26 protein-coding genes are annotated in these 22,960 nt (G+C 64.4%); 12 read left to right on the top strand and 14 right to left on the bottom strand.

The window, feature by feature from the left end; all coding sequences use genetic code 11:
• Positions 1-369: 369 nt before the first annotated feature.
• From hydA to BLP73_RS17345, 5 genes are read right to left on the bottom strand one after another with little or no spacing between them, the layout of a single operon-like run.
• A complete protein-coding gene (gene hydA, locus BLP73_RS17365; RefSeq protein WP_090747786.1) occupies positions 370-1,776 on the bottom strand; it encodes a dihydropyrimidinase in 1,407 nt (468 codons plus the stop codon).
• The gene (locus BLP73_RS19810; RefSeq protein ID WP_245686732.1) at positions 1,773-3,014 is read right to left on the bottom strand and encodes a cysteine desulfurase-like protein; all 1,242 of its coding nucleotides are present in this window, start codon (positions 3,012-3,014) and stop codon (positions 1,773-1,775) included. Before BLP73_RS19810 ends, hydA begins: the two co-directional genes overlap by 4 nt.
• A gap of 14 nt (positions 3,015-3,028) precedes the next feature.
• Complete coding sequence (locus BLP73_RS17355; RefSeq protein ID WP_090747780.1) at positions 3,029-3,766, bottom strand: amino acid ABC transporter ATP-binding protein; 738 nt, start codon at positions 3,764-3,766, stop codon at positions 3,029-3,031.
• A 1-nt stretch (position 3,767) separates the two neighbouring features.
• Entirely contained in the window at positions 3,768-4,439 is a 672-nt protein-coding gene (locus BLP73_RS17350; protein ID WP_090747777.1) for an amino acid ABC transporter permease, read from the bottom strand.
• Between the two features lie 46 nt (positions 4,440-4,485).
• The gene (locus BLP73_RS17345; RefSeq protein WP_090747774.1) at positions 4,486-5,280 is read right to left on the bottom strand and encodes a transporter substrate-binding domain-containing protein; all 795 of its coding nucleotides are present in this window, start codon (positions 5,278-5,280) and stop codon (positions 4,486-4,488) included.
• A 143-nt stretch (positions 5,281-5,423) separates the two neighbouring features.
• Between BLP73_RS17345 and BLP73_RS17340 the strand changes: the two genes are divergently transcribed.
• Entirely contained in the window at positions 5,424-6,110 is a 687-nt protein-coding gene (locus BLP73_RS17340) for a FadR/GntR family transcriptional regulator (protein ID WP_090747770.1), read from the top strand.
• A 352-nt stretch (positions 6,111-6,462) separates the two neighbouring features.
• Here BLP73_RS17340 and BLP73_RS17335 read toward each other — a convergent pair whose 3' ends face one another.
• The gene (locus BLP73_RS17335) at positions 6,463-6,891 is read right to left on the bottom strand and encodes an RrF2 family transcriptional regulator (RefSeq protein ID WP_090747767.1); all 429 of its coding nucleotides are present in this window, start codon (positions 6,889-6,891) and stop codon (positions 6,463-6,465) included.
• Positions 6,892-6,982: 91 nt separating this feature from the next.
• Between BLP73_RS17335 and BLP73_RS17330 the strand changes: the two genes are divergently transcribed.
• The 5 genes from BLP73_RS17330 to BLP73_RS17310 all read left to right on the top strand — a co-directional run bounded on the left by BLP73_RS17330 (position 6,983) and on the right by BLP73_RS17310 (position 11,259).
• Positions 6,983-8,386 carry an MFS transporter gene (locus BLP73_RS17330; protein ID WP_090747763.1) on the top strand — a complete coding sequence of 468 codons (1,404 nt, stop codon included), beginning with the start codon at positions 6,983-6,985 and terminating at the stop codon, positions 8,384-8,386.
• On the top strand, positions 8,383-9,021 hold the full coding sequence (locus BLP73_RS17325; protein ID WP_090747760.1) for a class I SAM-dependent methyltransferase: 639 nt from the start codon (positions 8,383-8,385) through the stop codon (positions 9,019-9,021). Before BLP73_RS17330 ends, BLP73_RS17325 begins: the two co-directional genes overlap by 4 nt.
• A gap of 120 nt (positions 9,022-9,141) precedes the next feature.
• On the top strand, positions 9,142-9,825 hold the full coding sequence (locus BLP73_RS17320) for a glutathione S-transferase family protein (protein WP_090747757.1): 684 nt from the start codon (positions 9,142-9,144) through the stop codon (positions 9,823-9,825).
• Positions 9,826-9,860: 35 nt separating this feature from the next.
• On the top strand, positions 9,861-10,826 hold the full coding sequence (locus BLP73_RS17315; RefSeq protein ID WP_090747827.1) for an AraC family transcriptional regulator: 966 nt from the start codon (positions 9,861-9,863) through the stop codon (positions 10,824-10,826).
• Complete coding sequence (locus BLP73_RS17310) at positions 10,795-11,259, top strand: SDR family NAD(P)-dependent oxidoreductase (protein WP_217630720.1); 465 nt, start codon at positions 10,795-10,797, stop codon at positions 11,257-11,259. The genes BLP73_RS17315 and BLP73_RS17310 overlap by 32 nt, the downstream gene beginning before the upstream one ends.
• Positions 11,260-11,304: 45 nt before the next feature.
• On the opposite strand, the gene BLP73_RS17305 is transcribed toward BLP73_RS17310, so the two are convergent.
• Positions 11,305-11,706 carry a RidA family protein gene (locus tag BLP73_RS17305; RefSeq protein ID WP_090747754.1) on the bottom strand — a complete coding sequence of 134 codons (402 nt, stop codon included), beginning with the start codon at positions 11,704-11,706 and terminating at the stop codon, positions 11,305-11,307.
• Between the two features lie 140 nt (positions 11,707-11,846).
• Here BLP73_RS17305 and BLP73_RS17300 point away from each other — a divergent pair, with 140 nt between their 5' ends.
• From BLP73_RS17300 to BLP73_RS17290, 3 genes are all read left to right on the top strand, one after another.
• Positions 11,847-12,446: a TetR/AcrR family transcriptional regulator gene (locus BLP73_RS17300; RefSeq protein WP_090747751.1), complete on the top strand. Its 600-nt coding sequence runs from the start codon at positions 11,847-11,849 to the stop codon at positions 12,444-12,446.
• A gap of 233 nt (positions 12,447-12,679) precedes the next feature.
• Positions 12,680-13,216, top strand: a complete 537-nt coding sequence (locus BLP73_RS17295; protein WP_090747748.1) for a TetR/AcrR family transcriptional regulator — start codon at positions 12,680-12,682, stop codon at positions 13,214-13,216.
• A complete protein-coding gene (locus tag BLP73_RS17290) occupies positions 13,213-14,379 on the top strand; it encodes an MFS transporter (RefSeq protein ID WP_090747746.1) in 1,167 nt (388 codons plus the stop codon). The genes BLP73_RS17295 and BLP73_RS17290 overlap by 4 nt, the downstream gene beginning before the upstream one ends.
• A 22-nt stretch (positions 14,380-14,401) precedes the next feature.
• On the opposite strand, the gene BLP73_RS17285 is transcribed toward BLP73_RS17290, so the two are convergent.
• On the bottom strand, positions 14,402-14,653 hold the full coding sequence (locus BLP73_RS17285) for a hypothetical protein (protein ID WP_090747743.1): 252 nt from the start codon (positions 14,651-14,653) through the stop codon (positions 14,402-14,404).
• A 576-nt stretch (positions 14,654-15,229) separates the two neighbouring features.
• On the opposite strand from BLP73_RS17285, the gene BLP73_RS17280 reads away from it, so the two are divergent.
• Complete coding sequence (locus BLP73_RS17280; protein ID WP_090747740.1) at positions 15,230-15,739, top strand: MgtC/SapB family protein; 510 nt, start codon at positions 15,230-15,232, stop codon at positions 15,737-15,739.
• 243 nt (positions 15,740-15,982) lie between these two features.
• Here BLP73_RS17280 and BLP73_RS19180 read toward each other — a convergent pair whose 3' ends face one another.
• Together BLP73_RS19180 and BLP73_RS17275 are read right to left on the bottom strand one after the other, a co-directional pair.
• Positions 15,983-16,900, bottom strand: coding sequence for a DUF3616 domain-containing protein (locus BLP73_RS19180; RefSeq protein WP_139166013.1), 918 nt, complete (start codon positions 16,898-16,900; stop codon positions 15,983-15,985).
• Complete coding sequence (locus BLP73_RS17275; RefSeq protein ID WP_090747736.1) at positions 16,783-17,706, bottom strand: Pycsar system effector family protein; 924 nt, start codon at positions 17,704-17,706, stop codon at positions 16,783-16,785. The genes BLP73_RS19180 and BLP73_RS17275 overlap by 118 nt, the downstream gene beginning before the upstream one ends.
• A 449-nt stretch (positions 17,707-18,155) precedes the next feature.
• Between BLP73_RS17275 and BLP73_RS17270 the strand changes: the two genes are divergently transcribed.
• Positions 18,156-19,043 (top strand): cation:proton antiporter domain-containing protein, encoded by an 888-nt coding sequence (locus tag BLP73_RS17270; protein WP_090747733.1) that lies wholly within the window; start codon positions 18,156-18,158, stop codon positions 19,041-19,043.
• On the opposite strand, the gene BLP73_RS17265 is transcribed toward BLP73_RS17270, so the two are convergent.
• The 4 genes from BLP73_RS17265 to BLP73_RS20020 form a co-directional block, all read right to left on the bottom strand.
• Positions 19,027-19,959 carry an IS5 family transposase gene (locus tag BLP73_RS17265; protein WP_090747729.1) on the bottom strand — a complete coding sequence of 311 codons (933 nt, stop codon included), beginning with the start codon at positions 19,957-19,959 and terminating at the stop codon, positions 19,027-19,029. The genes BLP73_RS17270 and BLP73_RS17265 overlap by 17 nt on opposite strands.
• 209 nt (positions 19,960-20,168) lie before the next feature.
• Positions 20,169-21,398 (bottom strand): sensor histidine kinase, encoded by a 1,230-nt coding sequence (locus tag BLP73_RS17260; RefSeq protein WP_090747726.1) that lies wholly within the window; start codon positions 21,396-21,398, stop codon positions 20,169-20,171.
• A 522-nt stretch (positions 21,399-21,920) separates the two neighbouring features.
• On the bottom strand, positions 21,921-22,217 hold the full coding sequence (locus tag BLP73_RS17255; RefSeq protein WP_139166012.1) for a sensor histidine kinase: 297 nt from the start codon (positions 22,215-22,217) through the stop codon (positions 21,921-21,923).
• Complete coding sequence (locus BLP73_RS20020) at positions 22,184-22,492, bottom strand: GAF domain-containing protein (protein ID WP_425415702.1); 309 nt, start codon at positions 22,490-22,492, stop codon at positions 22,184-22,186. Before BLP73_RS20020 ends, BLP73_RS17255 begins: the two co-directional genes overlap by 34 nt.
• Here BLP73_RS20020 and BLP73_RS19805 point away from each other — a divergent pair.
• Positions 22,379-22,951: a response regulator gene (locus tag BLP73_RS19805; RefSeq protein ID WP_245686731.1), complete on the top strand. Its 573-nt coding sequence runs from the start codon at positions 22,379-22,381 to the stop codon at positions 22,949-22,951. The two genes, BLP73_RS20020 and BLP73_RS19805, sit on opposite strands and share 114 nt — an antisense overlap.
• Positions 22,952-22,960 lie beyond the last annotated feature (9 nt).

Genomic DNA, 22,960 nt, shown 5'->3' with positions numbered 1-22,960 from the left:
TGCTAGCGCATGGCCACCGACTTGAGGCCACCGCCAGCAGGGAATATACGCGTAGATTGAGACAACAGTGAATTTTTCGAGGGCGAAGACTGAACCGAGCGAAAATGTCACCCGTTATACCTCCCGGCGCACTTTAGGTCCGCATCATGCTTGGTGACTGCTGGTAGCGCGGCGGCGGCGTCATCCGGAAAAACGGGCGCAACGCTGTTTTGGTCGTAAAGAGGCCACGATCGCTCTCAACGTGGCAAGCACTAATGTCTGGTTTGCGGAAGCAACAAGGGGCATCTGTCGAACGACGACCGTCGGCTTTGGGCCCCGTTCCACCAAGTGATCCTTCTTCGGAACCAGCGCTTCCTGGCGAGAGTGGGCTTACGTGTAGACGTCACTGATTGCGCGGCTCAGCTCCCTGCCACTTGCTTCGCCACCCCCACGACCGTGCAGCGCAATCGTTCGCCCACGAAGCACGGTTCTGATCGGCCACCCTGTGATCTCCATCCCCTCGTAGGGGGTGTAGTCGCAGCCATGGCTGAGATCGGCCTGACGGATTGGCCGCGTCAATGTCGGGTCCCAGAGCGTGAGGTCCGCATCAGCCCCGATCGCGATGCTGCCCTTCTGGGGATACAGGCCGTAGAGCCGCGCCGGATTGGTCGAAGTCAGCGCCACGAAACGCTGCAGGCTGATGCGGCCCTTGGTCACGCCCTCGGAGAAGAGGATCGGCAGCCGGGTCTCAACGCCGGGAATACCGTTCGGAACCCACTTGAACGAGGTGCGAGCACGAGGATTGTCCTTGCTGGCCTCACCTTCAAAGCGGAAGGGGCAATGGTCGGACGAGAAGATGTCGAAGGTCCCGTCGCGTAGCCCCTGCCAGATCGCCGCCTGGCTGTCGGCGTCCCGCGGCGGGGGCGAGCAGACGTATTTCGCGCCCTCGAAATCCATGTTCAACCCGCGCAGGTCCTCGGCGGTCAGGGCGATGTATTGCGGGCAGGTCTCGGCAAAGACCTTCAGGCCGCGGGCGCGGGCCCACTGGATCTGCTCCATCGGGTCGCGCCCCGAGACATGGACGATGACAATGGGCACGTCGATCAACTGGGCATGGCTGATGGCGCGGTGCGTCGCCTCGCGCTCGGCGATCTGGGCATGAGCCTCGGCGTGGTAGTAAGGCGCGGTTCGGCCTTCTGCCTCCAAGCGCCGTGTCAGGTGCTTGATGGCGTCGTGCCCTTCGGCATGGACCATGACCAGCGCGCGCTCGCGGCGGGCGACCTCGAACACGTCCAGAAGCTGGGCGTCGTTCAGAACCAGATCGTCATAGGTCATGAAGACCTTGAACGAGGTGTAGCCGTCCCGCACCAGCGCCGGCAGCTCCTGCCCCAGCACTTGCGGGGTTGGGTCACTGATGATCAGGTGGAAGGCGACATCGGTGTGGCAGTTGCCTTGCGCCTTGCGGCGATAGTCCTCGACGCAGGCGCGCAGAGACTGGCCCTTGATCTGCAGCGCGAAGGGTAGAACGGTGGTGTTGCCCCCCGCCGCCGCGGACCGTGTGCCGCTGGCGAAATCGTCGGCCATGGTAGTCCCGTCCGAGGTCGGCTGGTCCAGATGCACATGCGCGTCGATCCCGCCCGGCAGCACCAGAAGGCCGGTTGCGTCGATCCGTTCGGCCCCGGACAGGCCGGTGCCGATCTGGGCGATGCGCCCGTCCTTGATGCCGATATCGGCAGCATAGCTGTCGGCCGCCGTGACGACGGTGCCGCCGGCGATGACGAGATCCAGATCGCTCATGCCGCCTCGCGCGCGACGATCTGCGCCAGCGCCTCGGTTAGCCTGTCCACCTGCTCGACGGTATTGTAATGCACCATCGAGACGCGCAAGACGCCGCCGTTCCCGTCCTCGCCTAAGTGCTCGACCAGCCGGCGCGAGTGGAAGTCGCCGAAGCGCATGGCGATGCCGTGATCGTCCATCGCGCGGGCGACGGCGCCCGAATCCACCCCGTCGAACTTGAACGCGATGGTGGGCACGCGGGAGCTGCCGTGGTTCACCGCCTCGCCGATAATGCGGCAGTCGTTCCGCGCCGACAGCCAGCCGAGCAGCCGTTCCGTCAGCGCATCCTCCTGCGCGGTGATAAGGTCGAAGGCGGCGGTCAGCAGCGCCCGATCGTCTCCGGAAGCGCCGTGGTGGCGGGCGAGGTCGGTGAGGTAGGACAGAATGCCGTCGGTGGCATAGGCAGCCTCGTAGCTGGAATTGCCCGGCTCCAGCTTGGCGCTCACCTTCTCCTTGCCGTAGAAGTAGTGATAGAGCCCGTCCAGCTCGGCCAGCAGATCGTATTTGCCATACATCAGAGCGCCATGCGGGCCATAGGCCTTGTAGAGGCTGAAGACATAGTAATCGACGTCCCATGCCCGCACGTCGATCAGCCGGTGCGGCGCATAGGCGACGGCATCCACGCAGATCCGCGCGCCGCGTTCATGAACGAAGCGCGCAAAGTCGGCGACCGGATGGACCTTGCCGAGGATGTTCGAGACATGCGTGACGCAGACCAGCCGCGTGCGTTCGGTCATCAGCGGCGCCAGATCGTCCAGCTGCAGGTCCATCGTCGCGCTGTTGAGCGGCCAGACCTTGATGGTGACGCCGAACTCCTCCAGCCGCCGCCACGGACCGATATTGCTCTCATGATCGGCCATGGTAACGATCACCTCGTCGCCGGGCGCTAACTGGCGGCGCATTGCCTGCATCAGGTTGCCCATCAGCACCGTGGTCGAGGGGCCAAAGACGATCTCTTCGGGGCGCGCCGCGTTCACCAGCGTCGCCGCGGCCTGCCGCCCGGCCATCAGCGCCGCAGCCGCAGCCTGGGAGACCGCATAGCTGCCGCCGATCTGGACGTTACGATGGGTCAGGAACTCGACCATCCGGTCCAGCGCCGGCTGCGCGATCTGCGCGCCGCCCGCGTTGTCGAAGAACACCCAGTCCGAGGCCAGGCCCGGAAACTGCGCCTGCACCCAGGCCATGTCCAACTGTGTCATCATCTAGTCTTTCGCTAATGGTTCAGCACGGCGCCGAGGAAATCACGCGTGCGGGGTTCCTGCGGGGCCGACAGCACCTGTGCGGGCGGTCCCTGCTCCACGATTTGTCCGGCATCCATGAAGATCACCCGGTCGGCGACCTGCGCGGCGAAGCCCATCTCATGCGTGACTACGATCATGGTGACGCCGGTGCGGGCGAGATCACGCATGACGTCCAGCACCTCGCCCACCATCTCGGGATCGAGTGCACTGGTCGGCTCGTCGAAAAGCATCACCTGCGGCTCCATGGCCAGCGCGCGGGCGATGGCCACCCGCTGCTGCTGGCCGCCGGACAGGTGCTCGGGATACTTGTCCGCCTGATTGCCAATGCCCACCCGGGCCAGCAGACGGTCGGCCTGCGCGGCCGCGTCAGCGCGCGAGGTGCCACGCACCCGGCGCGGGGCCAGCATGACGTTCTGGCGCACGGTCAGATGCGGGAAGAGGTTGAACGATTGAAAGACCATCCCCACCTCTGCCCGCACTTTCGCCAGCGCCCGCCCCGAGGTGACGAGCGTGCCGTCCACCCGGATCTCGCTGCCCGGATCGAAAGGCTCCAGCCGGTTGATGCAGCGGATGAGGGTGGACTTGCCGGACCCTGAAGGGCCGATGATGCAAACCACCTCCCCCTTGGCGACGTCCAGATCGATGCCTTTCAGCGCCTCGAACTGGCCGTAGGACTTCCGCAGGTTGCGGATGCTGACAAAGCCCGCCATGTCAGCGCCTCCTTGCCGCGAAACGGCGTTCCATGCGCGAGACCAGCGCCACGAGCGGCCAGAGGAAGGCGACATAGATCGCCGCGGCTACGATCAGCGGTGTTGGGTTTGCGGCCAGCGCCTGCGCCTGCGTCGCCTGTTTCAGCAGATCCGGCATGGCGACGACCGAGGCGAGCGCCGTGTCCTTGACCACGTTGATCGAGTTGTTGGTCAGCGGCGGGATCACGATCCGCACCGCCTGCGGCAGGATCACGTCTGCCATCGTCTGCCGTCCGCTGAGGCCCAGTGCCGCTGAAGCCTCGAACTGGCCCTTGGGGATGGCCTCAATGCCGGCGCGGAAGATCTCGGCCGTGTAGGCGCCCGACACCAGCGTCAGCGCGGTCATGGCCGAGGCGAAGGGTGACAGCCGCACCCCGACGAAAGGCAGCGCGTAATAGACGATGATCAGCAGAACCAGCAGGGGGATCGAGCGGAAGACGTCGATATAGACCCGCGTCAGGAAACGCACCGGCGCGGGCGCGTAGAGCCGCGCCATCGCGAGGCCGAGGCCCAGCACCAGTCCCGCAACAATGCTGGCCGCGCCCAGTTGCAACGTGATCCACAACCCCCGAAGCAGCAGCGGGAAGGTCCGCCGCATGACCTCGGCGTTCAGGAAGGTATCGAAGATGTCCATGAGCGTCCTTTCGGGTCCGGGCCGGGCCCGGACCCGGGTCTTCGGATCAGTCCAGCGACGGCATCGGCAGGACGGTGACGGTGGACGAGCCCTCGTCCGGCGCGACGCCAAACCATTTCTCGTGCAGTTCAGCCAGAACGCCCTCGGTCTTCAGATCGTCGAGGACCGCGTTCACCTGGCTCGCCAGTTCGGCGTCCTTGGCAAACATCATCGAGTATTTCTCGCCGGTCGGGATGCGCTCGACCACGGCGAGGTTCGGCTTGTCGACGACGTAATACTGCAGCGCCGGGATGTCCGAGATGTAGCCGTCGATCCGCCCGGCCGTCAGGTCCAGCATGGCCGGGGCCAGCCCCTCGTAGCGGCGGATGTCGGAGAAGCCGTATTCCGCCTGATGCTCGGTCACCCACATGTCGCCGGTCGAGCCGGTATCGACGCCGACGACCTTGCCCTCCATCTCGTCCAGCGACTTCGGCCCCTCGGCCAGCGCCGTCAGCGACTGGTCGCTGTCATAATAGGGCTGGGCGAAGCTGACCGATTGCAGCCGCTCGTCCGTGATGGTGATCGACGAGGTGGCGATGTCGATCCGCCCCGACTGCACGGCCGAGAAGAGGCCGTTGAAGGGAATGTTCACCGTCTCGACCTCGGCGCCCATGCGCTCGGCCACGGTGGCAACAAGGTCGATCTCGAAGCCGACGAACTCACCGGCTTCGTCCTGAAACTCCCATGGCACGTTGCCGATATTTGCACCTACCGTCAGCGTCTCTTGCGCTGCTGCCATCCAGGCAGACCCGGCCAGCGCAACTGCTGCCGTCATCGTCATCCGCGCGCCATATCCGAACATCTGAAGCTCCCCATTGTTGTTATTCAATTGACCGGACTAACCGGTCTGACCAGTATCAGCATGAGATGCGCTGCATGGCAACAACATTGACAGGTTCCCGCATTGCCGGAAGAAGACTGCCAACAGGAGAGGCAAGACTGGTGATGTGGGACAAGGGACCCGTGGCGCAGGGCGTGGCGAGCCGGCTGCAAGGGATGATCCGCTCGGGCGAGCTCAAGGCCGGCGACAAGTTGCCCTCGCAGCGCATCCTGTCCGAGCAGTTGCGCGTCTCGCGTCCAACATTGCGCGAAGCGTTGTTGACGCTTGAAACCCTTGGCCTGATCCGGACGCTTCCCGCCCGCGGCACCTTCGTGCTGGACCCCGCGGACCAGCCGCTGCGGACAGGTTGGCGTTATGAAGGGGCGCATGACCTGCACGACGTGTTTCAGACCCGAATCGTGATTGAGGCAGAACTTTGTGCCCTTGCGGCTCCGGCAATGACGGCAGATCTTGCAGCCGACCTCGCCACGGCATCGCAACGGTTCGAAGAGGCGTGGCAGAAGGGCGATCTTGTGGCGCATGTCGAGGCCGACCTTGCCTTGCACCGAGGCATCGCCGATGCCTGTCCGAACCGCATGCTGGCGAATATCTATGCGAATATGCAGCATCTCCTCAGCGAGACACAGCGCCAGCCCATTCCGAACACTGACCCGGACCGCATGCGAGAGTCTATCGCCGAGCATCAGGCCATCGTGGCAGCTCTGAAGGCTGGCGATCCCGATGCCGCGAGGACGTGCATGCGCTCACACATCCAGAACACCGCGCGCTGTGCCGGTGTGTCTTTGGACTAATCTGGCTTTGTCAGTGCTGCGCACGTTTATGCATCTGCGACCAAGTAAACTACGGACCGTAGCGCTGTTGCAGCAAGCACGAACGGCCGCTCCTGGGAAAATGACACAGTGAACCATGTGCCGCCCAACGGCAGGTAAGGGCCGAGTGCGCCTAGACCGTGCTCAGCCAAGCACATTCGTCCACACAGCTCCTGTAGTGTGAAGCAGATCGGCATGATAAGCCGTGCCTACAGTCGCAAGAGCCGCAGCAGGTGAGGCCGCGCGAAAGCAGTCGGCTCATGGCACCGTCGCCCGCTCGCCGGGACCGTGACCACGGTGACCGATTTGAAAGGCTCGCATGCCAGCATAGGTGCTAAGTCTTCTGCATCCTCTCCCGCACCTCTGCCTCAATCTGCGAGAGGCGCAAGGTGCTGAACTTCTCGAGGATCGCTGAAGTAGCCGTGTCGATGCTCTCCGCGATCGTTTCGTTCACCGACTGCTCGACCAGGCAGGAAGGCCTGGGATTCGAGAAGCCGAAGGCGAAGAGATCGGGCGAGCCGAGTGAGCGATAGACGTCCAGCACCGTGATCTCCTCCGTGCCCCGGGTGATGCGCCAGCCGCCGCCATGGCCTCGCTCAGCCTCGACATAGCCGCCGTCGCGAAGACCGGCCATGATCCGCCGCACCACCACCGCGTTCGAGCCAAGCATATCTGCGATTTGCTGCGAGGTCATCGGCGCGTCGGTCTGCGCCATGTGCAGCAGCACATGCAGCAGGCGGGATAGGCGAGTGTCTTGGCGCATCGGAATCCTCAGGTCGTGTAACTTTAGGCATTACATGATGTAGACCGAATGTGCTATCAAGACACTCATGTAGTTACATGAGTCGCCCCACATGGACATCCACCCTGACCGCACCGCCACGCGCAGCTTTGCCCCGCTGCTGATCGGCATGGCCATGACCATCGTCGACATTCCGATGGTGGCGATTGCGATGCCGGGTATCGTCGTCGATCTTGGCCTTGGCACCAGGGCATTGGCTCTGCTCGCGGGGGCTTATTCGCTGGTCGTGGCAATGATGATGCTGCCAGCGGGGCGCGCCGGCGACCGCTTCGGGCGGCGGCGTGTCTTCCTCACCGGGGGCGCGCTGTTTCTGATAGGGGCGCTTCTGTCAGCTCTGGCACCGGGAGCCGTGTGGCTGGCGGGGGCGCGGATGCTGCAGGGCATCGGCGCGGCCGCGCTGGCCCCTCAGGCCCTGGCGATGATCCCACGGCTCTTCGCGCCTGCCGCCCAGCCCGGAGCCTTTGCGCGGCTGGCGATGACCGGTTCATTCGCCTCGGTCTGCGGGCCGCTGCTGGCGGGGGCGCTGCTGGTGGGCGCGCCGGACTGGCTGGGCTGGCGCGCGATCTTCCTGGCCGAGGCGGCGCTTGCGCTGACCGTGATGCTGCTGGCGGGACGGCGCCTGGCCCCGCACAATGCCGCCGGCAGCGCCGCCAGCCGCCCCGCCGAGGTCGCCAGCTTCGCCGCGATCATCCTCTGCCTCGTCGCGCCGCTGTCTCTCGGTCCCGCTTTTGGCTGGCCGGTGCCTGTCTTCCTCATGCTGGCCGCCGCTCTTCCCTGTGCGGCCCTGTTCGTCCGTCTGACCGCACGGGCCGGACCCGCAGCCCTGATCCCGCCCGCGCTCCTGCGGGCCCCGCGCTTCCGCTGGAGCCTCGTCTTCCTTTTATTGGCCGTCTCAGCCCCTCCCGGCTTCTTCGTGGTCCTGTCGCTGGCCCTGCAGAGCGAGCTGGGCCTCAGCCCGCTGCAGACGGGGCTGGTGACGGCAGGCTTCCCGGTCGGGGTGGTGACCGGCTCTTGGGCGGCCGCGCGGCTGCCCCTGCAGCCGCTGGCGCGGGTGGCGCTTGGCACCCTGCTGCTGTGCGCCAGCTTCCTGCTGATCCACGCGATCCTGTCGGGGCTGACGCCGACGCGCCTCTGGCCGCTGCGGGCGGGGATGCTGGCGGCAGGGGCGGCGATGGGGCTCACGGTGACTTCGGTCATGCAACTCGGCATGTCGGGCCTGCCGAAGGCGCTGTCCGGAGCGGGGGCCGGGACCATGCAGACCATGCAGCAGGTGAGCATGGCCGCCTCCATCGCGCTGAGCTTTGCCATCTACGGCCAGGCGCTCGAGACGCGGCCGGGGCTGGAGGCGGCCGCGGCGATGATGTGGCTGCAGATTGGCACGACCGGTGCGGCGGCGGCGCTGGCCAAGGCGCTGCTGCGCGGAACCATTTTCAACCGAAGAAAGGCAGAAACATGATCAGTGACCCACAACAGGACCCCAACGCCTTTTGGGAGGAGTTCTACCGCACCAAGCGCACAACATCGACCGGCCGCGCCACCGCTGCGCTTCATCGGATCGCGGCCGGGCTGACGCCGGGCTTGGCGCTGGACCTCGGCGCCTCGCATGGCGATGACGTGATCTGGCTGGCCCAGCAAGGCTGGCTGGCGCGCGGCTGCGACATCTCCGAAACGGCCGTCGCCCGTGCCCGTGCGCGCGCTGCTGAGTTGGGTCTGGAACAGCAGGCGCAGTTCGAGCGGTGCGATCTGTCGGTCGCCCTGCCCGAGGGCGAGTTCGACCTGATCACCGCGCTTTACCTACAGTCGCCCGTCGCCTTGTCGCGCGCTGCGATCCTCAGCCAGGCGTTCGGGCGGCTGCGTCCGGGTGGTCATCTTCTGGTCCTCTCGCACGCAGCCCCACCGCCGTGGAGTCCGGAGGCAACACCCTCCACCATCTTTCCCACAGTCGGCGAGGAACTGGCCGCCATGGATGCGCCGGCGGCCGAGCTTGAGGTGATTGCCGCCGAGATCGTCACGCGCCTGGCGCGCGGCCCGGATGGCAGAGAAGAGATGCTAGAGGACAATCTCGTGCTGGTCCGGAGGCGCACTGCTTAGGTGCTGCACCGGACGAGTTGCAATGGCACCGCCTGAGGCGCCGCATCCTCTAGGGGCCGCGCCGGCTCCGCGGCTGGTCAACCATGCCGGCTTGTCGCTCCGTTTTTAAGGAGAACCTCTATGAAGCTCTACAATTTCTCTTTCGGCCCATACCCGCAGAGACTGAACATCTATCTGGCCGAGAAGAACCCACACAACGTAGACCAGATCATCTTCAGCGAGCCGAACCCGTCAGCCGATGTTCCGCCCGCGAGGATCAAGGCGCTGACCGCAACTGGTTCTCTGCCGATCCTCCGAGATGACGACGGCACGGTGGTAGAGCAGTCGCTCGTGATCCTGGAATACCTGGAGGAGCGGCTGCCAGGGCCTGACATGCTAGGTGCGACCGCTGCCGCAAGAGCGCGAACGCGTCAACTCGTGCAGGCCTTTGACGAGGCCATGACCTTCTTTGCGCTTTGGGCGCGGCATGGAAGTCGCCTCGGCGTGGGAAAGGTGCCGATCAGCATGGAGCTCGCGCAAATCTGTGGCAGCCGCTTCTTTGACCAGTTGCGGTTGCTGGACCGGATGATTTCCGCTGGCGAGTTTGTAGCGGGAGATCATGTCTCCATTGCGGATTGCATGGCCATGGCAACCCTGCAGTATGCTCATGATTTCTATGGAGTGCCCGTTCCGCCGGATTGCGAAAGACTGACCGCCTGGCTCGACAGCTTCTCACTGCGGCCAAGCGCCCGGCGCCCGCCTTATCCCGAGGCAAAGCGCGCGCGAGCGCTTGGGCTGATGGAGCAGACCGGGGTGACGCCGTAGCCTGGGGAAATGCGGTGGCGGTCGGGGAGGCGCGGATGGAAGCTGCTGACGTAAACGGCGATGAAGCCTCACATTGCTTGGCCGGAACGCCATGTGTTGGAAGCTCGCCTTCCTCCGCCGCGACTGCTCCGCCTGAGCGCACCTCTGCACGCGGACTGCAGCGCTTTATCGCCGGCCGCACGCTCGTCAGCGGGGACGGGCCGGTCTGGACCGACCTCTTCGTGCAGGTCCATTCACGGCTCAGCCACCAGGAGCCCTTTCTCGTGCCGGCGGTTGCCGAGCCGCTGATCGTGTGGATCATTTCGGGGGAGGCCGTTGTCGAAGAACGGGATCTGGGAGGGGACTGGGCTGCATGCCACGTAAGGACCGGCGATTTCTTCCTGACGCGCTCGGCAACACCCTACGAGATGCGCTGGCGCGCCATCGGCGACGCGCCGTTCCAGGTCATGCACCTCTACCTTTCGGTTGCGGTGTTTGAGCGGGTTGCGTCCGACATGCTCGGAGGCGATGCGCCTCCCGCGCTGCGCGACGTCGCGGGCGCGCGCGACGCGCAGCTGTCGCATCTTCTTGCGTTGATCCACCAGGAGCTGACGGCAGAGGGTCAGGGCAGCGAGATCTTCATCCACAGCCTCGCCCGGTGCCTCGCCGTTCACCTCATCCGTCACTACGCTGCCGCGGAGCTCGACCAGGATCAGCAGACGGCGCTGCCAGGCTTCCGGCTTCGTCAGGCCATCTCCTATCTCCAAACCCATCTGGCCGAGCCGTTCAGCCTTGCGGAAGTGGCAGCAGTCGTCGGCATGAGCGAGTTCCACTTCAGCCGCCTCTTCAAGAAGGCGACCGGGATGTCTCCTTCGCGCTACCTCATCCGCCAGCGGATCGCTCGCGCTCAGGTGCCGCCGACTGGATCAGGCTGGACCTGGACGATCACGCGACGCTTGATGCTGCCGCGGCGGGAGGCTCGAAATTCTGGTGAACAACGCCGGGATCTTCGATCCCGCTGACGGTGCCCCCGGCGCGGCGTCCATCGGAGCAGTGCGCCGCGTGATGGAGGTCAACTTCATCGGCGCCCTTGCCATGACGCAGGCAATGCTGCCGCTGCTGCGGAAGTCGCCGGCCGCGCGGATCGTGAACCTGTCCAGCTCGCTCGGCTCGCTGGCGCTGAACGGCGATTCCTCCTCGACCTACTACGCGCAGCAGTTCATCGGCTACAACGCCTCGAAGGCGGCGATGAACATGCTGACGGTGCAGCTCCACGAGGCGCTGAAGTCGGACGGCGTCAAGGTGAACTCGGTCAGTCCCGGCTTCGTGAAGACGGATCTGACCGGCTACGGCACGATGAGCCCCGAGGGAGGGGCGCGCCTGCCGGTCCATTTTGCGCTTCATGCCGGCGAAAGCGGCCTCTTCGTCGAGCCGGACGGTCGCAGCCCATGGTGATGAGAGCAGCGGCAGCTGGCAGCAGGTGCTCGCTGCCACCGCTCCTCAGGCGTTCGGGAGGCGGGCGATGACCTTGATCTCGAAGTCGAAGCCGGCCAGCCACGTCACGCCGACCGCGGTCCAAGTCGGGAACGGCGTCTTCGGGAAGAAACGCTCCTTCACCGGCATCAGGATCGGAAGCTGCGCCTCGGGGTCCGTGTGGAAGGTCGTGACGTCGATGATGTCATCGAAACCGCAACCCGCGGCCTGCAGCACCGCCTCGAGATTGGCGAAGGCACGCTCGACCTGGCCGAGGTAGCTGTCTTCGGGCTGGCCATCCTCGCGGCTGCCGACCTGACCGGACACGAACAGCAAATCGCCCGAGCGGACGGCGGGGGAGTAGCCATGCGCGTCATAAAGCGCATGGCGAGCCGAGTTGTCGGGGTAGATGGCGTCGCGTTGGGCCACGGGTCTTTCTCCTTTGATGAAAAGCTGTCTTGGGCCTGAGGGAGCGCGCTTCCCTCGGGGCGCGATTTCAGATACGTTGCGTATCTGGAAGCTAGCTACATACGCAGCGTATGTCAACCGGAGCGGACGCGGGAGATGCCATGGCGGGGCGAACACGGGCAGAGATGATGGAGGACACGCGGCGCAAGCTAGTCGCCTCGGCGCGCGCGGCATTTGCCGGAAAGGGCTTTGCCAGCACCTCGATGGACGACCTGACGGCTGCTGTCGGGCTGACTCGCGGGGCGCTCTACCACAATTTCGGTGACAAGAAGGGGCTTCTGGCGGCGGTCGTGGACGAGATCGACGCCGAAATGGCGGGCCGGGCGCGCCGGCTTGCCGAGGCGGAAGCGACGGCGTGGAACGCGCTTCTGGCCGAAGGTTGCGCCTATATCGAGATGGCGCTCGACCCCGAGGTGCAGCGCATCGTCCTGCGCGATGGCCCGGCGGTGCTGGGCGATCCGGCGCAATGGCCGAGCCAGAACCGCTGCCTCGACGCTACGCGCGCGGCAGTGGCCGAACTGAAGGCCGAGGGCGTTCTGCGGCCGGTGGACGTGGAGGCGGCAGCGCGCCTCCTGAACGGCGCGGCCCTGAACGCGGCACACTGGGTGGCGGCCTGCGAGGACCCCGCGGCAATGCTGCCGAAGGCGCAGGAGGCGTTCCGGATGCTCGCTGAGGGACTTCTGGAGGAACACGCATCGTAGCTCTTGAAGAAGACACGTGGTGCCGAACTTTGATGAGCTATTCCGGACCGAACTGCCGGCGAAGATCACACTCGGCATCGGCGGTCAAAACTGCCGCCGATAGCATCAACGTCCAGTCCCGGATACTGCAGGGCTTGATAGAGCCGCCCGCTCGAAATGAGTGGACTATCGTTCTGCAGGCCTCAGGCATTCCTACCTTGCGCATGTAAAGCGATCGCTTTACATCGCACGCCATGAGCAAGCGCGACGAGATCATCACAGGTGCCATGAAGACCTTCGAGGAGCATGGCTTTCGCGGCATCGGCGTGGATGCGGTGCTACTGCCTTCCGGCGCGTCCACGCGGACGCTCTACAAGCATTTCGGATCACGTGACGGTCTGGTCCTGGCGGTCGTCGAGCAGCGGCACCACGCTTTCATGGAGCGGCTGCGCGAGGACCCTGAGAGCGGCGTCCCTGGGCTCTTTGTGGCGCTCGCCGTATGGCTGGCCGAGTTCGGCGCCCGCGGCTGCATGCTGCTGCGCGCCCATGGCGAATATGCCGGCGACAGCGCAGAGATCGCCGAGGCGGTCCGCGTGCAGAAGACCGAGTTCCTCGGTGAGATCGGCCGCCGCGTCGAGCTTGAGCTGGGCCGCCCTGACGAGGCGCTTTCGCTGCAGATCTGGCTGCTCTTCGAGGGCGCTACCGCCGCCGCCAGTGTCGCCGGCTTGGATGTCGTGCAGGCCGCAGGTGAGGCCGCCGCGGCGCTTCTGGCCAATGCGAGGCGCAAGTGAGCCGCCGCAGCACGGCCGGGCTGGTTGCGGCCGGCTTTGCCCTGACCGCTTTGGTCTACGGCCTTGCGCGCTTCGCCTATGGGCTGCTTCTGCCGCAGATCAGGGCCGAGCTGTCGTTGAGCACGTTGGCCGCAGGTTGGATCGGCAGCGCGGCTTTCGCCACCTATTGCATTGGCATCCTCGCCGCCTTCTTGGCCGTGCCGCGATGGGGGCCGCGGGTTGTCGCCGCTCTCGCCGGGCTCTGCGCGACCGTTGGGCTGGCGCTGGCGGGGCTTGCAGGCTCGGCACTGGCCCTTGGCGCTGCCATCGCACTGGCCGGCATCAGCACGGGCCTCGCCTCGCCGCCACTGGCCGCTGCGGTGAGCCGCCATGTCACTGACGCGGGCCGGCCGCTCGCGAACGGCGCCATCAACGCTGGCACAGCGGCCGGGATCATCCTTTCCGGCGTCGCCGCACTAGCCTTCGCCGCGGCCTGGCGCGAGCTCTACTTCGGCTTCGCCGGCATCGGCGCGGCGGTCACCCTGTGGCTGTGGCGGGCGATTCCGGCCCAGGTTGATGAGGGCGGGGCCCCGAGTGGACTTCAGCTGCGCCGGCATGGGCTGGTTCCGCTCGGTCTCGCCGCGCTGGCGATGGGAGGTGCCAGCACGGCCATCTGGACCTTCGGCGCTGACATCCTGCGGGAAGAGCTGGGGTTTGCTGGCAACCGCATCGCGCTGGCCTGGATCGTTCTCGGCGCGGCCGGCCTGGCGGGGCTGGTGACAGGTGTCGCGACTGACCGTCTTGGCCTCGCCCATGTCCACCGGCTGTCGCTGGCGCTAATGGCTGTCGCGGTGATCTGCCTTGCGGCGGGCGGTGCGGCTGCCATCCTGCCCTATTTCGCCATGGGACTGTTCGGAGCAGGCTACATCATCTCGTCGGGCACGCTTCTGCTGTGGGGGATCACGCTGTTCCCAGACCGCGCCGATCTCGGCCTGGGACTGCCGTTCCTGATGATTGCAGCGGGGCAGACGGCGGGCGCGCCGGCTTTCGGCGCGTTGCTCGACATAGCAGGTGCGCCGGTGGCCCTTGCCGCTGCAGCGTTGCTGATGGCGGGCGCCGCCTTGCCGGCGCCCGCATGTCACGGCGTCGTCACTGCAACGGCTGACCCCACCTGCGCCTCGTGACTCCGACATTGCCGCAGGAGGATCAGGCGCGGTCCGGCTGGCGTTCAAGCTTCTCCGCCGCCTCGCGCAGCGCCGTCTGAAGGGAGGCGGCGAGCCTCGATATGGCCGGATCGGGATCCTCTGCCGCTGCCGCGAAATCGTCCGCGATCTTGCGCAGACCGCCCGGCGTGCCGCCGAGGCCGAAGCATAGTCCGACCATCATGTGGACAGCTATATCCGCCAGGTGATCAACCTCGGCCTGTAGTTCAGCAAGCCGTATGTCGGTGTCGCTCATTGTCCTCTCCGGCGCTTACGAGGCCTGAGCATCTTGGTGCCTGAAGCTACGGCAAGATTACCTGCGCCAAGTATCTCATGTAGGCCCCCGCTTTTTGCAAGGCCACGGCAAGAGCCTAGTCGAGAACCGTCACGGGACCGATCTGGCCGTTGTAGCTCGCGCATATCGAATAGCGGCGGAAAGTGTATCCCTCTGCTACCTTATCCCAAGTGCCAGAGGAGCGCATTGCCTATCCATGTGCCATAATTCCGGATGCCCTCCCTATGAGATCATTGTTCGCCAACGCAGCCAGTCGATCTCGCTGCGGCATGCTTGAACGGCCGCTTAAGGGAAGCTGCACCGCAGCACCTGAGCGGTGTCGACCGTCCGTAATGGGCCGCAGCGTGTTCGAAACCTGGTTCTCCGGCGGCGAGCGGAAGCACGGTCTAGTGTCTGGCCCGTTCCCGTCTGTGCCGGGCGTAGTTCGCGCACTGTGCTGGCTAAGAGGATGCTGATCGCCCCCCCTTTTACCAGCGGAGCACTTGCGCGACCCCGCATTTTTTCATCAGTCTCGGCGACCAGCACGAGGAAGCGACTGTGAAAGAAGAGATCTGGTTGACCATCTTGAGCGAGTTCTCGGACATCCCGGACCTGTCGACCATCACCCGCATCACGGTCAGGTTGATGATCGCAGCGTTGCTCGGTGGCATCCTCGGCTATGAGCGGGAACGGAAGAAGCGAAGCGCCGGCATACGAACCCATATGTTGGTTGCTGTGGGCGCGGCACTGTTCGTCATCGGCCCCCTGCAAAGCGGCATGCCCATCGAGGACATGTCGCGGGTTCTGCAGGGCGTTGTGCAGGGCATCGGCTTCCTGGGTGCCGGAGCCATCTTGGTTCGTGCGAAGCAGCGCGAAGTCGAGGGCCTGACGACAGCCGCGAGCATCTGGGCGACCGCCGCTATTGGTGTCATTGCCGGGCTGGGGCTTGAGGCGACCGCGATCTTATCTGCAGTCATCGTCCTGATCATCCTCGGCGTGATACCCCTCATCATGCCGAAAGCCTCTGAGGCGGATCTACCACCCGCCGAACAAAGCGAAGACCGCTGAGGCACTGTTCCTGGCGAGCATGCTGCGGATGCACTGAACGGCCGGTTTAGAGAAGCTGCACGGCAGTTCCTCACCGGGCCGACCGGCCGCTATGGGCCGATATGCGTTAAGATCCGTGTAGAGAAGTTCCGGGCGTGCTGTGTGATTCATTCGGGTGCGTCCCACTGCATCCTTCACCACACACCTGCAGGAAGGCGCGCTGGCCATCAGGCACTGACGGAACCCATAGCCGTCCGCCGTGCCTCAGCGCTCGGTCAGCTGCCCGTAGTCCAGCATCATGTAGCGTGCGGGCTCGTTCTTCTTCTCGCTGCCCTCGTCGCTCATGATGAGAAGGCGCGGCTCGCCGTCGATTACGATCGAGTCGATTGACTCGACATTGTTGAGGTTGATGATGTCGGGCAGCGCGATCGGCTCTGGCTGGACCGCGGGGTTGCCGCTCCACCGCCACAGCTGCGAGAAGCGGTTGCCGTCAAACCCCTCCAGCTCGTTGACGATAAGAAATGCGTCCAGAACCGCGTCGTATGACAGCGCGCGGATGCCGCCGCCCTGCAGCTCCAGCAGGATGGGCGCGCCGAAGCGGGGGCGGGCGCTGCCGTTGAACATCTCGTCGGGGTTCTCGATCACCACGATGATGCCCTGCGTGCCCGCCATGGGCGCGCGCAGGCCGACGTAAAGGTGGCCGGACTGGCGCACAAAGGCCAGCCCCTCGATGTTCAGCGCGTTCATGTCGATATGCTGACCCGTCGCCTGCAGCACCGCCTCGCGAAGCGCGGTGTCGGCCGCCAGCGTGTCGCGCAGCCCGCCGAAGGTCGCGATGTCGCTGACGCCGTTGCCGGTAATGCGGAAGCGCAGCATCTGCTCGCGATCCGCCTTGCGCTCGCCCTTCTGGGTCAAGCTGTGCGAGGTCGTGGCGTAGAGGTATCCGTCCGCATCGATGGAAAGGCCCTCCAGATCGGTCAGCTTGCGCCCGAAGGCGCGCATCATCCGCACGTCCAGGGCATTATCCTCGACCAGCATGCCGGTTTCGTCGATGGTCAGGATGTTCAGCGCGCGAGAGGCCTCGTCCTCGACCACCAGCAGGCGGCCGTCGGGCAGCTGCTGGACGGCCGAGGGTTCGTAGATGTCGTCGAAAGTCCCGATCCCCAGGTTCCGCAGCCGCACCGACGCTTCGCTCTGACGGGGAACATGTCCAGCGACAGCTTCAGCAGCAGGAAGGACAGCATGGTTGCCAGAAGGCCCCACCGAAAGACGGTGTAGCTCATGTTCAGCAGCCGGAACTTGCGGTCGGCGACCAGCCCCAGCCAGTAAAGCTGGTCGCTCATGCTGTAATAGATCCGCTCGCGGTTGCGCATCATGTCCTGCATCTCGGCCCAGTAGGCTTCGGGCGACAGGCGGACACGCTGCTCGTAGATGAAAACGTTGGTCGGCCCCTCGACCGGGGTGCCGTGTCGCGGGCGGGTCATGTAGGCGCGCAGGTCACGCAGCCGCGCCTCGCGCCGCCGCACCGCCAGCGCCCAGTCCCGCAGCCCGGTGAACAGGTCGCTGCGCTCGGGCGAGGCCGAGAGCAGCGCAAAAACAATGGACGTGGCCGCGGTGACAAGAAACACCCCTGCAGGAAACAAGAAGGCCGGGGACGAGGCAAAGATGAACGCGCCCGAGATCATTAGCGCCGAGATGATGAACCCGTTGAGCGAGATCATGATATTGGCCTTCATCGCCGCCAGGGCGATCGTGTCCAGCTCGGCCCGATAGCTGTTGCGGAACATCGTCTCGACCGCCTTCTCGGTCCCGATGGGCTTTTCCTTCTTGCGCTTGATGGCCGGCGCTTCAGGCGCAGGGCTTTCAGCCGCCTCGTCCAGCGGCTCAGTCTCGGCATCAAGCTCGGGGGGCATGTCGGGGGCGGGGGCATCCGGGTCCGGGATCAACCCGGTGCGCGCGTTGTCCTTGTTCTTGCGCCCCTTTGCCATCCTGTCCCTTTCATCGGTGCATCTTCCGCTTGCCATGAAGACACCGCGGGGGCGGCGAGTTCCGTGCGGCTGTCACGAAGTTGTCACATGTCGATCCGGCATGTGGGAAGAGAAATCGGCGGCATACCCTCAGCTTTGGACGCCAGCGTCCACAGCCGCACCGTGCCCGAAGTCGGGTCTGAGCGCGCCAGCTCAACAGGTGCGCTGAGCATCACCCCGCGGCGCTGCGGCCGGTCAATTTCGCTGCGCCGAGCTCTAACGTCCGCTTCGGGGAAGCTGCACTGCAGCGCTTGGAAAGGGTCGACCGGCAAGAATGGCCCGGCCGCTCACGCTGCACCTGCATTCGCTGCGGCTACCGCGAATGTCGCTGATGGGCTCTTCGCGTCGATGCTGCGCCGACTGCTAACCGTCCGCTTTCATCAAGCTGGCGAGCCCGAAGGGCAGACTGCCTGACAGAAAAAGCAGAACTATGTGCCACAGAACAGCTACCCATCATCTGCATCGGGCTTGGGATAGGCTTCTTCTCCCTCCCCTGGATCAAGTCGTCGCCCCTACCGATGGATTATCCCCATATCACAGAGCGCGCGACAGAGTTCGTCGTGATCATCGCGTTGATGGGAGCGGGCCTGAAGATCGACCGCATTTTTGGCTGGCGGCGCTGGATCATCACCTGGCGGCTGATCTTCGTGACCCTTCCTCTGGGACTTGTGCTGATCACGCTGCTGGGCGGCGTGTGGCTTGGGCTCCCGTGGGTCATTGCACTACTGCTTGCTGCTGTTCTTGTTCCCACTGATCCCGTCCTCGCGTCCGATGTTCAGGTGGGTCCTCCTGCCTCCGGCGAAGAGTACGAGGTGCGTTTCGGCCTGACTTCGGAAGCAGGCATCAACGACGGTGCCGCCTTTCCCTTCGTCCACCTGGCCATCACCCTCAGCCTGTTGACGGCGTCCGGAGAGCCTTGGCTGTGGGAGTGGCTGACCTTTAACATCATGTGGGAGATCAGCGTCGGTATCCTCGGCGGCTATCTCGTCGGCCGGCTGTTCGGCTGGATCACCTTTCACATCCCTGCAGAAACCAAGCTTGTGAAGACCGGCGATGGGCTGATCGCCCTGTCGGCCACGTTCGTGTCCTACGGGCTGACCGAGTGCCTGCATTCATATGGCTTCCTGTCGGTCTTTGTTACGGCGCTGACCTTCCGGAACTCGCATCGATCCCACGACTTCCACGAGGAAATGCATGACCTGACGGAGCAGATCGAGCGGCTCACGAGGCGTTGTTGCGCTAATTGGCTGCGGGCTGAGATGACCCTATCGCGCTTTGCGTTCAGCCAACGGCTGTGATCTCGGCCCTGCCGAGTGCGTTGTAGCTGTTCATGATGGCGATGCGGATCTGGATTTCTGCAGTCTGTCGATCCGGGTCGCGTGAGGCGATGCGTTCGCCGAAGGCCTTGAGGCAATTCATCCGCGCCTCGACCCGGCTTCGGACGTGGTAGCCGACCGAACGCTTCCAGTTGGCTCGTCCGAGGTGTCGTGTCTGGTGCAGGATGTCGTTGCGGACGCGTGCGGCCGGGCAATCCTTTTTCCAGGCGCGACCGTTCCGGCGGATGGGGATGCGCGCTTCGGCCCCTCGATCAACGATCGCGCCATGGCATCGTCTGGTGTCATAGGCGCCGGCAGCCGTGACCGAGCCAATTTCTTCATCCTCGGGGATCCGCGCAAGCAGGTCCGGCAGCAGCGGGCTGTCGCCCTGTCGGCTCGACGTGAATTCAACGGCCCGGACGTCGCCAGTCTGAGCATCCATGCCGATATGGACTTTGCGCCATTGCCTGCGTCGAGACGCACCATGCTTGCGCGCCTGCCACTCGCCATCGCCACGGAACTTGATACCGGTGCTGTCGATCAGCAGGGTCACGGGACCGTCCGGGCGGCGGTAGGGGATCTGCACAGCAAGCCGTGCCTGACGTCGGCAGAGCGTGGAATGATCCGGAACCGGCCAGTCCAAGCCCGCCATCTCGATCAGGCTGGCGACCAGCCCGACCGTTTGCCGCAGCGGCAGGCCGAACAGCACTTTCAGCGTCAGGCAGGTCTGGATCGCGCTCTCGGAGAAGGTCTCCGGATGACCACGCTTGCCCGTCTTCGTAGCATGCCAGGCTATCGTCGGGTCGAACCAGATCGACAGCGAACCGCGGCGGCGCAGGGCGGCGTTATAGTCAGGCCAGTTCGTCGTGCGGTAGCGGGGAGAAGAAGGCTTCGGCATGTCCCGAAGCTAGCATGCAGGATTCACGACGTGAATCCACCTCACTGATAAGTGCAACAACGCCTGTGAATGGGACAACGTGACGCACGGCCAGATCAGCACATAACTCCCGCCAGCAGTTCGTGGAAGCATCGTCCGGGCCGACCTGCCTTCAGCCCGACAGGATCCTATGCTGCAAGGCCAAATAAGCCTGACCGTGATCCTTATAATCAAACCTGCAGCGTCGAGCGCTCCTGGAGGGGAAACTCCAGAACGAAGCGGGTGCCCGGTTCAGCGTCCTGCCATTCGGGCGCCCCGCCCAACTGGCTGCCAAGGCTGGCGATGAGCTTCATGCCCAAGCTCTCGGCACTTTCGGCATCAAAGCCTGGTGGCAAGCCCCGCCCGTGGTCAGAGACAGTTAGCCGCAAATGCGAAAGGTCAAGTGACTGAATGGTGACGCACACCGTTCCTTCGCCGTCGCCGTATGCGTATTTGAACGCGTTCGTCACCAGCTCATTGAGGAGCAGGGCCAGTGGCACCGCTTGATCGGTGGCTATCTCAACCGGAGCAATATCCGTGCTAAGAGTCTGGCGTTGCGGTGCTGACGCGCGGATCAGCTCGCACAACTCGCTCATGAACTCGGCGAGGTTGATCGTGTGGACCTCGTCAGCCCTCCACAGCCTGTCGTGAACCTGTGCGATCGTCGTCACACGGGTGCGGGCGTCGTCCAATGCCTGTTGCAAAGCGGCGTCGGAAGCCCCACGTCGTTGCATGCTCAGAAGGCCTGCGACCATTGCCAGGCTGTTCTTGACGCGGTGGCTGATTTCCCGTGTCAGCACCTCTTGGTGGGCCATCGCTGCCCTCAGGCGCGCCTCACTCTCCTGCCGGGCCTCCTCGACCTGCTGCCGCTCAAGCGCCACGCCGAGAAGATTAGCAAAGCCCTGCAGGAAAGCCAGGTCTGCAGACGTAAAGCGTCCAGGGATTGGACTGTCCACCTCAAGTACGCCGTAACGGCGGCCATCGCCTTCGATCAGCACATTGATCGCCCGCTTGATCCCGTGCTCCACGAGCAGAGCCGGGGTCCGGAAGCGGGTCTCCTCGGCCAGGTGGTTCGAGATGATCGGCTCGCTGGTGCGGAAGGCATATCCCACTGGGCTCTCGGTATCTGCCGCAATGCGGGCATGTCCGACAACACCGGGCTTCCAGCCGACACCGGCCTGCACGACGAACTGCTCTTCCTCGGGCAGGTACTTCATCACCTTGCAGAAGTCGCTGTGAAGGCCAAGGGCGCACAACCGCGTGGCTTCCTGCAGCAGCGCCGCACCATCATGGATCTGGAGCGCGTACCGGCCCAGCTCCGAGGTGAGCTTTTGCTGCCGGAGCCGGTAGGCCAACTCTTCTGACGTGTTGCCACCCTCTTCGGGAGCTACAGCGGGGGCGGAGCCGTCTTCGTCGTGCATGATGCTGTCCTAGAATAAGACCGAGCCAGTTGAACAACTTGGCGCCGTGCCATCCTCTGCCCATGAACCTCGTGGGTCCTGACGCCTCGCGAGACAATGATGCCAGTCATCAGCCGCAGGCTCTTTGGCAGATGTCCTTGAAACGTGCAAGTGAAAGACCCGCGCGCCCGCGCGCACCGAGAGATGCAAAGCTGAGTGCCCGGCGCAGGTGCCGCCGCCATGCAAGAACAGGCTGATGTCGTTTGACCACCCCGCCGATCTTCAGCTTGACGACCCATCGGGCGTTAGATGACTGCGTCGAAAGCGACATCGAACGCGGTAGTCACAGAAGCTCAATGAGAGGATTGGCATCGTGGGTTGGTGCCAAAGATCGGCGCTCCGAACGTGCGTGCTCAACATTGCCGCCAAAGCGGCAGGTGCAGGTCCGCGAGAACTGGGTTGAAACAGCTCTTGCTGTGCATCCTCTGCTATGGCGTTGCCCTGGTTGATCACCTCGATGACAATCTCGTTGCTGCCGGACCATCACCGCACAACGACAGGGGTCCGAGGAGCGCCGTGTTTGATGGCGTTGGTCACCAGGTTCGAGACAGCCTGAGCAAGACGCGCGGGATCACAAGTGACCGGACGGTTGACGTCGAGCTCGACCATGATGTCGTGATCTGCTGAGACAAAGCGGATTTCATCCACAACCTGCGTGATTGCGCTGACCAGCGGGGCATCAGGCTGAGCCAAGATGCTGATCCCGCCCCCGAGGCGAGACTTTGCGTGAAGCATGATGTTCTCGATCAGCTCGTGCATCCGGTGCAGCGATGACTGCATGAGGCGGGGGAGCTGTCGGGCTCGGTCTGACAAGGGCTCCTTTTCCAGTTGCCGCACCCCCGCCGTAAGTGCTGCAACAGGAGCGTCCCGAAAAAGCTGCCGTCGCCACGAAATATCGGGACCGAGGCGTAGCTGACAATGCCGAATGCAGCTGCAACAGGATGATCTCGATACGCTGCTTCCGCAGCGGCATCGCTGAAGATGATCATCTCCGAGGTCTGGCGTACGGCTCGACAGAATGTCGAGTTGATCTCAATCTCATCGCCTTCCCGGATGCCGAAGTTGAGATCGTCAACCGTCCGGCAAGCGAGGGAACAAAGCTCTTTGCCTCTTGGTTCAGCTGCAGAAGGCCTCACCAGGAGCAGCACGTGAGCACACTCAACCTTGCGGGGCGGCGCATTTTCGTTGTTGAAGACGAAGCATTGCTGGCGTGGGACATCTGCGCACAGATTGAAGCTTGCGGTGGAGTAGTGATCGGCCCGGCGATGTCGTTGGCCGCCGCTCACGATGCGCTTCAGGAGAACTCCGACCTAGACGGGTCTGTTCTCGACATAAGGCTGGGAAAGGAAATGGCTTACCCGCTGATTGAGCCTCTTGAACATGCCGGTGTCCCGGTTGTCTTTGCCAGCAGCGAGAGCCGAGAAGGGATCCCCAGCAGGTATGCCCATATCCCGCTGTTTCGTAAGCCAATCGATTTTAGACAGGTGGCAAAGCAGCTTTTCACCGGAAGGTAGCTGTTCTGC

Source organism: Paracoccus tibetensis (assembly GCF_900102505.1).
Classification (GTDB): Bacteria; Pseudomonadota; Alphaproteobacteria; order Rhodobacterales; family Rhodobacteraceae; genus Paracoccus; species Paracoccus tibetensis.
This window is presented reverse-complemented; position numbering and strand designations above follow the sequence as displayed.

Bases quoted from the DNA above. Each gene is read 5' to 3' on its own strand.
- hydA (WP_090747786.1), bottom strand. From the start codon at position 1,776: ATGAGCGATCTGGATCTCGTCATCGCCGGCGGCACCGTCGTCACGGCG.
- BLP73_RS19810 (WP_245686732.1), bottom strand. From the start codon at position 3,014: ATGACACAGTTGGACATGGCCTGGGTGCAGGCGCAGTTTCCGGGCCTG.
- BLP73_RS17355 (WP_090747780.1), bottom strand. From the start codon at position 3,766: ATGGCGGGCTTTGTCAGCATCCGCAACCTGCGGAAGTCCTACGGCCAG.
- BLP73_RS17350 (WP_090747777.1), bottom strand. From the start codon at position 4,439: ATGGACATCTTCGATACCTTCCTGAACGCCGAGGTCATGCGGCGGACC.
- BLP73_RS17345 (WP_090747774.1), bottom strand. From the start codon at position 5,280: ATGTTCGGATATGGCGCGCGGATGACGATGACGGCAGCAGTTGCGCTG.
- BLP73_RS17340 (WP_090747770.1), top strand. From the start codon at position 5,424: ATGTGGGACAAGGGACCCGTGGCGCAGGGCGTGGCGAGCCGGCTGCAA.
- BLP73_RS17335 (WP_090747767.1), bottom strand. From the start codon at position 6,891: ATGCGCCAAGACACTCGCCTATCCCGCCTGCTGCATGTGCTGCTGCAC.
- BLP73_RS17330 (WP_090747763.1), top strand. From the start codon at position 6,983: ATGGACATCCACCCTGACCGCACCGCCACGCGCAGCTTTGCCCCGCTG.
- BLP73_RS17325 (WP_090747760.1), top strand. From the start codon at position 8,383: ATGATCAGTGACCCACAACAGGACCCCAACGCCTTTTGGGAGGAGTTC.
- BLP73_RS17320 (WP_090747757.1), top strand. From the start codon at position 9,142: ATGAAGCTCTACAATTTCTCTTTCGGCCCATACCCGCAGAGACTGAAC.
- BLP73_RS17315 (WP_090747827.1), top strand. From the start codon at position 9,861: ATGGAAGCTGCTGACGTAAACGGCGATGAAGCCTCACATTGCTTGGCC.
- BLP73_RS17300 (WP_090747751.1), top strand. From the start codon at position 11,847: ATGGCGGGGCGAACACGGGCAGAGATGATGGAGGACACGCGGCGCAAG.
- BLP73_RS17295 (WP_090747748.1), top strand. From the start codon at position 12,680: ATGAGCAAGCGCGACGAGATCATCACAGGTGCCATGAAGACCTTCGAG.
- BLP73_RS17285 (WP_090747743.1), bottom strand. From the start codon at position 14,653: ATGAGCGACACCGACATACGGCTTGCTGAACTACAGGCCGAGGTTGAT.
- BLP73_RS17275 (WP_090747736.1), bottom strand. From the start codon at position 17,706: ATGGCAAAGGGGCGCAAGAACAAGGACAACGCGCGCACCGGGTTGATC.
- BLP73_RS17265 (WP_090747729.1), bottom strand. From the start codon at position 19,959: ATGCCGAAGCCTTCTTCTCCCCGCTACCGCACGACGAACTGGCCTGAC.
- BLP73_RS17260 (WP_090747726.1), bottom strand. From the start codon at position 21,398: ATGCACGACGAAGACGGCTCCGCCCCCGCTGTAGCTCCCGAAGAGGGT.
- BLP73_RS17255 (WP_139166012.1), bottom strand. From the start codon at position 22,217: ATGCAGTCATCGCTGCACCGGATGCACGAGCTGATCGAGAACATCATG.
- BLP73_RS19805 (WP_245686731.1), top strand. From the start codon at position 22,379: ATGATCTCGATACGCTGCTTCCGCAGCGGCATCGCTGAAGATGATCAT.